This window comes from Achromobacter sp. Marseille-Q0513, assembly GCF_018195695.1.
Taxonomy (GTDB): Bacteria; Pseudomonadota; Gammaproteobacteria; order Burkholderiales; family Burkholderiaceae_B; genus Achromobacter.
In genome coordinates, this window is the sequence record NZ_JAGTJY010000022.1 from 39,623 (window position 1) to 53,207 (window position 13,585).

Annotated in this window: 2 protein-coding genes; both read right to left on the bottom strand. The window is 68.2% G+C overall.

What is annotated here, in order from left to right; translation table 11 throughout:
- On the bottom strand, window positions 1-13,330 hold a 13,330-nt coding region (locus KDH83_RS07480; protein ID WP_212314033.1), incomplete at its 3' end, for a hypothetical protein.
- Window positions 13,327-13,585: hypothetical protein (locus KDH83_RS07485; protein WP_212314034.1), on the bottom strand; the 259-nt coding region annotated here is incomplete at its 5' end. The genes KDH83_RS07480 and KDH83_RS07485, both read right to left, overlap by 4 nt.

Genomic DNA, 13,585 nt, shown 5'->3' on the forward strand with positions numbered 1-13,585 from the left:
GGCCGCTGTTGAGCAGCGTGATCTGGTCGGCGTCCTTGCCGCTCGTGATGGACGTATCGCCGCCCACCGTCGCCGTGTCCAGCGTGACGATGTTGCCGCCGTCGCCGGTCAAGATGGACAGTCCGCCGCCGACGCGCGTGCCGATCACGGATACCGTGTCGTCGCCCGCGCCCGTCTCGATGCGCACGCCGCCCGAGGTTTCGGTCGACTGCAGCGCCACGCGGTCATCACCGTCCTGCGTGGACACCGTCAGCAACTGCTGCGCGATCAGGCGCGCGCGGATCTCGATATCGTCCTGGCCGGACCCGCCCAGGATCTGCATCGCGTTGCCCTGGGTCAGCAAGCCGTTGCCGTCCAGCGCGCCGCCAGCGTCGGCGGTCGCGCCGAAGCGGACGGTGTTGGCGCCGGTCTCGCTGCCGTGGATGACGATTTCCGGCGCCAGCAGGCGGCCGTCTATCGTGATGGCCGAGGCCTTGCCGTAGGCGCCGCGGTCATCGCGGTCCACGCGCAGGTTCATGCGCTGTCCGGCCGAGATCAGGCCGCCGGGCTGACCATTGGACGGAGCGGCGACATACAGGTTGTTGCCGGCCAGCAGGCTGGCCACGCCCACGGCGCTGAGCGCCGAACCAGCCGCCACATGAATGTCCCCGCCCACGCCGGCCGCGCTGGAACGCGCCGCCAGCCAGACGTTGCGCGCCTCGATCCGGCCCACGTTGAGCGCCAGCGTCTGCGTGGCGCCCAGCGCATCGTCAGCCTGGGCCACCTGCACCAGCGCGACGTCGCCGCCGGCCGTGGCATTGAGCGTGGCCTGCGGCCCGATGGCCGCCACGATCAGCGCGTCGTTGACCGCCGCGCCCGCCGCGTCGGACTGGCCGTAGCCGCCGACCGAGCCGGCCGCCGTGAAGTACAGGCTGCCGCCGATGACGACCGGATCGGCGCGGCCGGCCGACAGGCCCGGATGCGCCGTCTTGTCGTTGACGATACTGGCCTGGCTGCTCAGGCGGATCTCGTCGCGGTTGCGCGATTCCACATGCGCCAGCGCCAGATCATGCGCGCCCAGCTGGCTGATCGCCACCGAACCCTGGGCCAGCGCGATCAGATAGCCCGACAGATCGGTCAGCAGCGGCTGCGCCGCCACGCCGATGCCGCCGGACAGGGTGCCCAGCCAGGCATTGCGCGCGGTCAGCGCGGCCTGGCCCGGCGCCGTGCCGTTCAGGATGTCATCCAGCGCGTAGATCCGCGCGTCGCCGCGCAGGCCATTGCCGTCCGCCACCGTCACGCCGCCCAGGCGCAGGCCATGCAGGCCATAGACGTTCAGGCTGGTTCCGGCCTGCGCCTTCAGCACGGCCTGGCTGTCGCCGGCCGACAGATTGACCAGCACGGGTGAACCTTCCGCCGACAGGTCCGCGCCCAGCTGGCCGACGGACTGCCCCGCGATCAGGACCACCTCCCGCGCATAGCCCAGCGCCGCCAGCGCCTGCGCGCTCAGCTCGCTGAGCGTGACGTTGGCGTACTGGCGCTGGCCCGCCGCCGTGGCGTTCAGGATCGACTGCCCCGCCTGCAGCGTGACGTTGCCGGCGGCGATCACCTGGCCCACGCGCAGGTTGGCGTCGGCCTGGTAGCTGGAGCCGGCCTGGGCCGTGCCCTTGGTATTGGCCAGCACCAGGTTCAGGTCGACGCCGCCCTGCTGCGCCACCCGCGCCACGCCGCCCGCCTCGACATAGAGCGCATGGCCCGCGCCCAGGTTGAGCTGCAGCGCCTTGGCGCCGTCGTACTGGTAGATGCCGTTGGCGTCGCGCGTGCCGCCCACGATGTCGCGGTTGGCGACCAGGCTGACCTGGCCCTGGCTTTCCAGCGTGCCCGCGTCGGTGCCGATGATGGAACCGCCCTGGGCGCTGACCGTGATGGTGATGCCCTTGGCGCCATGGATGTCGCCCAGGCGGATGCTGCCCTGGGGCGAGTCCAGGCCCACCGTGGTGTCGCTGTAGGCCGACACCACGCCGTCGACCGCCTGCACCGCCAGCGAGCGGGTCAGGTTGATGGTGAGATAGCGCGGATCGCGCATGTCGCCCACCAGCGCGCCCGTCTTCAGCTGCTGCGCGCTGGCGCCGTCCTGCGCCACGAATGGCACTTCGACGGCCTTCCAGACCGGGTCCAGGAAGCCGCTGCCGATGTCCACCACCTGCAGGCCGGCAGTCCGGGCCGCGGCGATGTTCGCCTGCAGCTGCGCCAGCTGTCCGCCGGTCGCGCCTTCCAGCATCCGGCTGTTGTAGACGAACACCTCGCGGCTGTTCTCGAACAGGCCGAAACGGTCGGCGAACAGGAATTGCAGTTCGGAGCCCGCCGCCAGCCTGGTGCCGCGTTGCAGCGCGGCATCGTTCGAGAACATCGGATTGACCGCCCGCCACAGGCTGGCGTCGGTGAAGTCCACATGGGCGCGGTCCAGCGAGACCGTGCCGGCGGGCCCGATGTAGCGGTACAGCGTGTGATAGACGCCCGCCAGGTTGGCGGCATTGGCGCGCGACAGGATGGCCTTGTCGGCCTCCGGCAGCGCGTCGAAGATGTTGGCGCGCTGGTCGCCGCTGATCGTGCTCAGGTCGGGCAGTTTCAGCGTGTATTCGCCCAGCCGCGCGCCGATCGAGCCCTGGCCCGAGGTGCGCAGCGTGATGCCCTGCCCCGCCTTCACGTTCAGGAAGCGATCCGCCGGCGGCACGCCTTCGGACTGGCTGTCGATGTCGAAGACCTTTTCGTTGATGGTGGCCGACACCGGATACAGCAGGTTGTTCTCGATATTGCGCAGCGTCGCCGCCGAGAAATAGAAGAAATACCCCGTCTGGTAGCTGCTGCCGTACAACGCGATCTCGTCGGCCGTCTGCGCCGGCGCGTCGGTCTTCTGCACATAGTTGCGCACATAGGCCTGCGCGCCCGCCAGGTCGGCTGCCTTGAAGTCCACCGTGACGGCCTTTCCCATGCCGGGATACAGGGCCAGCAGCGCATCGTTCTGGCCCGCGCCGGTCTGGTAGAGCATGGCGTCGGCCAGCGTGGCCGCCAGGCGGATGCTGCCATCGGCGCCGACGATGGCGTAGTAGGCCGTGTCGGCCCGCAGTCCGCCGACCGCGTCGCGGAAGTAGATCTCGTCGCCGGTCGCCAGCGCGCGCAGGCCGCCCTTGCCGTCGTCCACGATGAACATGTTGGCGAGCTTGAAGCTGCCGTCGGCCAGCCCCGTCAGCGCCGACGACGCGCCCACGGCCGAGCTCAGGCGCTCGCGCCAGTAGTTGTGATACTCGGCCGTCTGCGCCAGTTCCTTGTTCACGGCGTAGTCATAGACCACCTGGTTGCGCACCGACTTCACCAGATCCTGGACGCCCGTCAGGTTCAGGCTGGACGGCAGGTGATTGGGGTCGTAGGCCTGGTTCTTGAACTGCTCGTGCAGCGCCTGCATCTGCGCGCTCAGGCCCGCCGGATCCGCCACGGCCTGGGCCTGGAACAGGTGCGTGCTGACCGTGAACGTGCCGCGCAGATTGGCCGCGGCGAATCCCGTCAGCAACTGCGGCATGATGCCGGCGTCGGTGAACAGCGACTTGATCAGGGCCTGCCCGTCCGGCGTCTGCTTGAGCTGCTCGAACTGCTGGTACAGCATGGCCTGTTCCTTGGACGCGAACAGGCGCACGCGGTTGCCGCCCTCGACCAGCACGTAGTAGGCCACGTTGTTCTGCAGGCTGATGGTCTTGCCGTCCTTGGCCAGCGCGTCGTTCAGGTAGACCCGGTCGTAGTTCTGCAGATTGCGGTAGCCGGTCACGTTGCCGGCGGCATCGAGCACCGGCACGATGTCGGTCTTGGTCAGGGTGATGACGTCGTCCGTGGCGACGGACGCGCCGCTGGCCGAAGCATCCAGCAGCCTGACCGAGATGGCGCCGGGCGTGGCGCCCACGGCCTTCAGGATCTGCTCCAGCGTCAGCGCCTCGCCGTTGGGCAGGAAGGCGTTGTCCGCCGTGTCGGCCAGCGTCACGACGCGGCCGTTCACGCTCTTGATGTAGTAGACCAGCGTCTGGCTGGATCCTGCGAAGCTCAGCTCCACGCGCTGGCCGCGCGTCAGCGCGTCGTTGCCGGCCAGCGTCAGCGAGGCCGCGCCCTTGGCGGCCAGCGACTGCTGCGCGAAGCCGGAGTCGACCAGCCGGATGCCCGCGTTGATGACCATGCCGCCCAGATCGATCGGCTTCTGGCTCCAGTTCGGATCATTGGTGTCGAGATTGCGGTAGGCATACAGCGCCTTGAGCTGCGATTCCTCGGCGTAGACATCGCCGGCGAACACGATCCGGCCCTTGAGCCAGGCGCTGTCCGGGCTCTGGGCAGTCAGCGGATTGCCGAACTCGTCCACCACGGACACGATCTTGAGCTTGCCGTTGTCATAGACGCCCAGCTGATGGCCCGTGCGCGTGGTGCCGTCGTTGGTCATGAACAGGTCCAGGCCGGTCAGCGAAATGTTCTGGCCGCTGGCGAGCAGGGACTTGATCGCGTTGAGCATCTGGATGCGCGCGCTATCGCTCAGGTTGGACGCGCTCAGGTCCCAGCTGAAGCCGTTGCCCAGGCTCACATAGTTGCCATACCTGGCCGCGCCGCCCGTCGTCGTCTCGGTGTACTGGTAGAAGGTCAGGTTCTGATTGCCCCACCAGCCCCAGGCCGAGCGGCTGTCCACCGCGAGCGAGCCCTGCATGAGCGCGGTCGCGCCCAGGCCGCGCCGGATCGCATAGGCGATCTCGCCCTTGTTGTCGCCCTTGCCCAGGCCCGTCAGGCCGAAGCTCAGTTCGGACGGCAACTGCTGGGCGATGACGGCGTCGCTGCCGTTGCGCACGTAGTAGTTCTTCAGCGTGACGGTATCGTCCAGCACCAGCGACAGATAGTTGTCCGGGTGGTAGATCCCCATGGACGTCGAGCCGTCCGCGCGCTTCAGGTCGAAGGACTGGATCCGGCGCGTGACCTCGACGCCGTCGATGGTCAGCTTGATCTCGCTACCCACCAGGCCGTTGGCCGGGTCGTTGAGCCAGGCAACGTATTCCTGCACCGACGAGACGTTGGCCGGAATCTGCCAGCCCAGGGCGGCCCCGGCCAGCGCGATGGTATTGCTGGTGACGCTGCGCTGGATCACCGAGCCGGCCTTGCCCAGCGCGGTGTTGGTCAGCAGGTCGTACAGCGAGCCCGGAGCGGTCGAGATCTTGGCCGAGGGATGGGCGGTGTTGTAGGCGTTGATCGCCGCGATGACCGCGTTCGTGATGTCGGTGTCGCCAGCCGGCGGGTTCGCGACCTGCGTCCCGTTGGCCGGCACCCCCGGCCGCGCGGCCTTGACGTTGTCGGCGTAGTTGTCGCCGCCATACTCGCCGCTGCCGCTGCCCAGCACCACGTTGAGCGACACATGGCCGTTGGTCGACGCGGAGATGCCCACATAGGGCGTCTTCAGCGTGATCAGCACCGTGTCGAAGTCCTGCGATCCCCAGTATCCGCCGCTCTTCATGACCGGCAGGATCTGGTCGATCAGCAGCTTCTGGCCGCCGATCTCCACATAGGTGTACTTGCGCAGCGCGGCCAGCACGTCCGCGCCATTGCCGCTGGCGGCCAGCTGGTTCAGCTGCGCCTGCGTGAACGTCATCTGCAGGACGCCGGACCCCAGGGTCGACGCCGGCAGCGTCGCCGGCAGGGTGAAGCGGATCGGCAGGTTGGCGTTGGACGTGTCGGTGGCGCCGGCCAGGCCATAGGCCGGGCCGAACAGCACGCCCTGGCTGCCGGCGGTATAGCCGAGCGAGGCCATCGACGCCGGCGCGGCAAACAGGCCGGTCGCCGAATCGTAGACCGAGAACTGGAAGCGGTAGTTCAGGCCGTCATTCGACACCGCGATCAGCTTGCCCAGGATTTCCTGGCGCGCATTGCCGTTCAGGCTGTTGTTGTACGCCAGGCGCACCAGGCGTCCGCCATCCACGGCTGCCTTCAGGATGGCCTCGTAGTCGCCGGCCTGCGCGAAGCTCACCGCCAGATAGCGTCCGTCGCCCTCCAGCTGGGTGCTCAGGAAGGTCCCGGCGCCGCCCAGCGTGATACTGGCCACCTGCAATGCCCGCACGCCCGACCAATAACCTTCGTACTGCGCGATCTGCGTGTTCAGGTCCGCCAGGATCTTGGCCGTGACCGTGGGATAGGCCTTCTCGGTCGCGGTGCGGGTATCGGCCTTCTCGCCGTCCAGCAGCGAGCCGCCGTTGAGCGTGATGTTCACGCTGCCCAGCTGCGAGTACACCGAGGCCTGCGGATTGACCCAGTTCACCGGCTTGACCAGCACCAGATCGGCGTTGGCCACGTTCTGCGCGATGTAAATGCTCTTGTCGGCGCCCGCCACGCCGCCGGCCAGTCCGGCCTGGGCCGCGAAGCCCTGGCGCGCATGGATGGACAGCGCCTTGGCGGCCGTGCCGATGGCGCCGTAGCCGGCGTTCAGCTCGACGCGGTTGCCCAGCACCACGGTGTCGTTGCCGGCCGAGGCGTGCGCGTAGATGCCGTTGAGCGCTTCGATGTAGACGGTCCCGGCCGACGAGGCCACCTTCTGCAGCATGGCGCGGGAGCTGGTGCCGCCCTCGGAAAAATAGGTCAGCCGGATATCGTTGCGTGCCTCGGCCCGGGTATAGCCCGCCGAACCCATGACGTTCAACTGGATGGAGCCGCCCAGCGCGTAGGCCTCGACATTCACCGAGGCGGTGCCCGGCTGGATCTGGCCATTGGGATCGCGCGCCAGGATGCCGACCTCGCCGCGAGTCGTGATGGACGTCGACTTCGACGACGACACGGCCTCGATGCGCACGGTCTTGCCATTGCCGACGATCACGTTGCCGCCCAGCGTCACGTCGCCGTTGCTGCGGATATAGACCGCGTTCGGCTGCGCGCTGGAGCCCAGGAACGTCAGGTTGATGTCCTGCGAGGCCGGCACGTAGAAGGTATAGAGCTCCTGCTGCTTCTTCTCGACCACCTGCGTCAGCGTGGTGGTCTTGGTGCGCAGCCAGCCGCCGCCGCTGGAATGCGGCCCGTCGTTGCGCACGATGACGCTGGTGTTGTACTTGCGATAGGTGACGACGAAGTTGGAACTTTCCAGCTGCTGGCCGCCCACCGTCACCAGGCTGAAACGCCCCTTGCCGGGGATGAAGATCGGCCCGTTCGGGTCCGCGCGCAGCTCCTGCTTGCCGCTGCCCTCCACGTAGTTCGGCAGGACCACATCGTTCAGCTTGCCGCTAGCCGCGAGCTGGTCCCGCAGCACGCCAGGCACGGAAGATTCGCTGGTGTAGGCCACCACGGTCGACACCAGCACCGGGCGCGACTGCGCATAGGTGACGTAGGGGCCCTTCTTGGTGGTGTTCTTGTTGGTCAGCCAGCCCAGCGGATCGACGCCGTCGCCGATCAGGTTGAGCTGCTTGGTGACGTAGGTGGTGGTGGTCGTTTCGCTGGATTCCCAGCCCATGACCCAGACCATCACCTGGCCTGGCGCCGGCTTGTAGGTCGTGGTCAGCTGGCTGCCCAGGTTCCCCACCACGGCGCTGGAGCCGGCCGTGTTGCCCGGGCCGCTGCCGCTGTCGTAGACCCAGACCCAGCCCGGCTGCCCCACGCCGGCGTTCGTCACCTCGACGAACTTGTTCCAGACCGTGTGCACCACCTGGTCCGCGCCATTGAGCTCGTACAGGTCGCGCTGGCCGCGCGCGGTGTCGATGATCTCGATGCGGCCCTTGCGGTAGGTGCTGACGTCGATGTCGCCGGTCACCAGCGCAAAGGTGGTCTGATTGTCGATGTGCACCGAGGCATAACCATTGGCGACGATCAGATTGCCGTTGCCCACGGAAATGATCTGGCCCGTCAGCGTGATGCTGCCTCCGGCCAGGCGGATCGGATCCAGGATGATGGTCTGCGTGGCGTAGTCGAAGCGGCCGGTGATCGCGCCGAAGCGATTCATCGATCCGTCGGCGCTGTACGACACGCCGCTGCCGGCGTAGCCGTTGTTGTCCTGCAGCGACTTGTTCTTATCGCCGCGGAAGGACGAATCGATGCGGATATAGGCGTCCGTCACCCCGCTCTGGATCTTGCCGTCGATGTTCAGCGTCAGGGCCGAGATATTGACCGCGCCCAGCGCGAAGATGCGCGAGTCGGTGGCCGCCTTGTCTTTAGTCAGGTATTGGGCATAGGACGTGAGATTCTTGTAGCCCCATTTCAGCAGCACATCCGAGGCTGTTTCGCTGGCGCCGGTGCTCGAGGCATTGTTCTTGAAGTAGTCGACGATGAACTTCCAGCTGTTCTCCAGCACCGTGGGATCGGCGCCGGTATTGAACCAGCCGTCGCTCTGCAGGCTGAAGTTGCCCTTGGCCTGGATGTCCAGGCTCAGCGCCGAGATCGTGCCGGTGACGTTGATGCTGCCCAGCGTGTTGACCACCGAGACCTTGCCCAGCGGATTGACCACCGCGCCCAGCAGGTTCAGGTCCACCGGCGCGCTGCCCACCAGCGCCATCATCTCCGCGTCCAGCGCGCCGCCGAACGGATCGGCGGCCCAGCCGTTCTTCAGCTGCAATACGCGCACTTCCGCCACGTCGGAACCGGTCGCGCCCTTGACCGACGCGTCGTTGATGTACAGATGGCCGGACTTGAAGATCTTCATCTCGCCATCGGAGCCCGGGCGGATGATGGTGCCGTCCATCACGACGGCATCGTTCACGTTCATCAGCATCGGCGAATCGTTGACGATGTTGATCTGCGTGTTGGCGCGCGCGTCGATGCCGCCCGTCTTCACCCCGCTGGTATCGGCCGCGCTCACATAGACCGAGCCGCCGGACGCGTACAGGTTGGGGATATCGACGTAGAAGGTATAGAACGAATCCAGGTAGCGACCCTTGCTGTCCGTCAGCTGCAGGCTCTTGAGCTGCTGCTGCAGCGCCGCGATGTTGGCCTGGTAGCGCGCCACCGCCTGCGGGTCGGAGGCGTGCTCGGACTGCATCTTGGTCAGCGTGCGGATCTGTTGGCTGATGATGTTCTGCTGGCTGGCGTAGCGCAGCACGGGCTGGCCCAGGTCCACCGTCTTCAGCACGTAGTAGATGCTGCCCACCTTGTCGGCCGCGAAGCTGCCGAAGTCCCAGTCCAGCGCGCCGTCCTTGTCGTCCTGCGTCAGCGAGGGCGGGTTCTTCTTCCAGTAGCTGTTGCCGTAGTTTTCCGTGGCCAGGTTCAGGTTGCGGCTGTCCAGGCTGTCGTAGTAGTAATAGTCGTTGCCCTTCTTGATGACCATCCCGGTCGTGACGTTGACCTCGATGTCCTGCGCGCGGAACGCCGTCAGCTCATAGCGCACGTCGATGTTGACCGTGCCGCCGGCGCCGTTCAGGCTGGTCGAGTTGGCGCCCAGCAGCTTTTCCAGGATGGCCTTGACGGCGGGCGAGTTCGGGTCGAACGAGACCGTCGGGTTGGCCTGCGTGGGCAGGACCAGCACGCCCGCCTGGGCCAGGGCCTTGAGCAGCTCGGCCGGGATCACGAACACGTTCGCCGCGTTGTTCACGCCGGCGATGATGCGCGTGGCCGACGAGGTCGCGACCTTGCTCGATGCCTTGTCGACCACGCCGGCGGCCAGCTTGACCGTCGGGTTCAGGTTCAGGCCGATCACCTGCACCGAGCCGTTCACCTTGGCCTGGTCCAGCATCGACGGGTTGGTTTCCAGGCGCACGTTGCGCTGCGCCTTGATCAGCGAGCCGTTGGCCGCCACGCCGTCGATCAGGATGGTGTTGATCTGGCGCGCCTTGGCGCCGCTGTTGACCAGCGGGATCTGCGCCACGCCCACCATCGTGAACGAGACGTTGTCGTTGGCCAGCAGATAGCCCGTGGACAGCGGATCCGAGACCTTGCTGTTGCCGGCCAGCGCCAGGATGTTGTCGCCCTCGATCGACGAATTGTCGATCTGGATGCTGTTGCGCACGGTCAGGTCGTTGTTGCTGTCGGTCTTGCTGGCGCTGGACACCGACACGATCAGCATGTCGCTGATCGTCGTGGTCACGCCGCGCGTGTTGGCCGCCAGCGTCACGTCGCCGAAGGTGTTGCGCACGAAGGCGCCGTTGATCTTGACCTGGGCCAGCGCGCCGTCGGTGCTCAGGTGGTTGGTCGACAGCGTGACGGTGAATCCCGCCACGCCGGTGATCTTGTTGCGCTGGGTGTAGATGATGTCGTTGGTCGCCACCATGTCCAGCATGCCCGGGGTGCCGTAGTTCCCCCTGGCCTGCACCACCGTCGCGCCGGCCGTGTCGATGGTGTCGCCGGCCGCGCGCGCGCCGCTCACGTCGATGACGGACTGCGGGCGGATCTTGACGTCGTGCTTGCTGACGTCGGCGCCCACCAGCTTGACCGAATAGGCGTTGAGCGCGGATTCGCCGCGCACGGTGTTGCTGGCGCGGATGTCGACCTTATTGCCGATGACCCGCGCCCCGCCGCTGATGCCGACATAGGACGAGCCGCCGATGTCGGCCTCGATCTTGCCCTGCCGGCCCGCCACCAGGGCGATGGTGCCGGCGTCCATGCTGACGCTGACCGACTGCGCCTGGCTGGCCGAGATATTCAGCAACGTGCCGTCGACCTGCGCGCGATTGGAGATTTCCACGCGCGCATCCAGGCTGGTCGTCAACTTGGCGCTGTCCACCGAGATGGTGAGGCCGCCCACTTCCAGCGAGCGCGCCTCGGCCAGCAGGCCGGCCTCGCCGTTGCGGTCGGTCGTCGCCTTGGCCGTGACGCCGATCACGTCGCCGCGCAGGCTGGCGTTGTCGACCACGGCCTTGAGCGAGCCCTGCAGCACGGTCTCGGCGCTCATCACGCCGACACCGATCACGCCGCCGGTGATCGCCTTGGAATAGGCCTTGCCATAGTACGTGCCTTGCGCGTTGACGCTGACCAGGCCGGGCGTCCTGCCGGACGCCGTGGTCACGCCCACGCCGTTCAGCACGGCGCCGTTGCGCGCCTCGGCCAGCGTGGTCGCGCCGATATCCACCTTCGCCTTGTTGACGTTCACGGCCAGGCCCGTCGTGGCGGCCACGCCGGCGGTCTGGGTGCGGCTGAAGTCCACCGCCACCAGCGCGTCCACGCTGACGCTCGGCGCCGACACCTGCGCCTCGGACACCGAGGCCGTGGTCGTGTCGCGGGAGATGTTCTCCGCGATGCCCACGCCCACCGCCGCGCCGATCACGCCCACGGCCACGCTGACCTGGGTCAGGTCGATTTCCGCCAGCACATTGGTGTCGGCTTTCACGGCCAGCGCGCCCAGGGCGCCAACCTTGCCATTGCCGGTGATGCGGGCGCTGACGTTGTTGCGCGTGTTGTTGGTCACGCGCACGCCGGCGCCCGCGCCGGCCACGCCGGCGCTGGCCGCGACCGAGGCCGTCACCGCCTCCAGGTTCTTGAACTGCGTCTTCTCCAGCGCCAGCACGGACAGATTGTCGTAGGCGCCGACCTCCTTGCCGCCGGCCGTGCCGATATAGGCCGACACGGTGTTTTCCGCCGTGGTGTCGACCAGCGACACCACCAGCGACACGCTGGCGCCGGGCGCCAGGCCCAGCGACGCCGCCACGCCATAGGCAGCCGAGCGTTCGATGATGCTGTCGTCCTTGGCCCGCACCGTCAGCGAGCCGCGCTCGCCGTCGATGCCGACGGTGATCGTCGAGCCGTCTATGTAGGCCGAGGTGTTGCTGGCATAGCGGTTGCTGACCTGCACGCCCGAGCCGGCCACCGCCACGCCCGCGCCGACCACGGCCAGCGCGCCGGCGAAGTTGACGCTGTTCAGGGTCTCGCTGGACGTCGCCAGCACATCGAGATTGCCCTTGGCCACGGTGACGGTGCTGTTGGCGATATAGGCCTGCGCGCCGTTGGTGCGCGTCACGCCGTCACCCGAATGGGTGCCGAAGGTATTGCTGGCGATGGACACGCCCATGCTGGCGCCCAGGCCGGCGCCGGTGACGCTGGCCGCCACCGCGCCGGTCACGGCGGTAATGGTCGACGTATTCTCGGCCGTGACCGACACGCCCGTGCCGGCCGTCACGGTCGAGCCCGTGAGGCGGCTGCCCGTCTCGTTCGCCCCCCCCTGGGAGCTGCCGGCGCCCGCGCCGGAAACCGCCACGCCCGTCAGCGCGACCGCCGCCGAGGCCGCCACGGAGACACTGTCCACCGTGGCCGTTTCCTTGGCCGTGACCGATACGCCGTCGGACACCGTGATCGTGGCGCCGCTGACGCGCGCCTGCACGCTGGCCGCCGCCACGTTCTTGACGTCGGTGGCGCCCACCGACACCGAACCGCCCTGCATGGAGAAGGCCAGCGAGGCGCCGACGGCCTTGGCCTTCAGGGTGCTGCCGTCCTGCGCCGCCACGCTCAGGCGCGCCATCTGCGCGCCCGTGCCGGTCACCGACAACACACTGTTGTCGACATAGGCCTCGACGGTCCCCAGGGTCTTGTTGCCGGCCACGGCCGCGCCCACCGACAGGGCCAGGCCGGAACCGGTGCCCGCCGCGCTGGCGCCGACCGCCGTCGCCTCCAGCGTCGAGGTATTGGTCGCCTTGACCGTCAGGCTCTCGGCCGCGCGCACGGCGGCGTCGACCTGGGTCAGGCCGTCCACATAGGCACGGGTGATCGCCTTGCTCGTGTTGAAGGCCGCCGCGCCGGCGCCGGCCAGCGCCACGCCGCCCATGGCCACCGCCACCGCGCCGGCCCCGACCTTGGCTTCCAGCCGCTGCACGCTGTCGGCCGTGACCGACACCGCGCCCAGGTTGGACAGCTTGCTGCCGGTCAGTCCGGCGCGCGCGCCGGCCGTTTCCGTGATGCTGTTCTCGGCCAGCGCCGAGCCGATGGCCAGCGAGGCGCCGGCCGCCGTGAAGCCCACGCTGGCGACCACCACGGTCGCCTTGATGGTGCCGCTCATGTCGGCATCGATATTCAAGGCATTGCCGGCATTGCCGTCGATGCGCGAGCCGTTGACCAGCGCCGTCGCCGACGAGCCGATCAGGTTGCGCGCATTGGCGCCGCCGCCCGCGAGCGAGACGCCGCCCAGGCCCGCGCCCACGCTCACCGACACCGCGACCGACACGGTCGTGATGGCGGCCTGGCTGTCGGCCTTGACCGTGATCGCCGGCGCGCCGGCGATCCGCACGCCGTCCATGGTCGCCAGCGTGGTGTTGGCGATCTCGTTCTGCGCCAGCGAGGCGGCCACCGACAAGGCGGCGGTCGCGCCCAGCGACACGGCCACGGCGATCGCCACCGCGGCGATGGTGCTGTTGATCTCGGCCTGGTCCAGCGCCCTGACGGTCACGCTGCCCGCCTCGAAGCGGTTCTGCTGGTTCTGGTCGCTGATGCGCGCCGTGATGCCAGTCTGGACTTGTTGACCGCGCGCGCGCCGGCGCCGGCGCCGGAGACGGCCAGGCTGGCGCCGTCGACGACGGGCGGCGCATAGGCCACCGACACCGCCACCGCGCCAGCCACCACGACCGCGTCGATGCTCTGCTTGCGGTCCACGTCGCCGTTGGCCTTGAACGAGACGTTGCGCGCGTCCACGCTGACCGCGCCC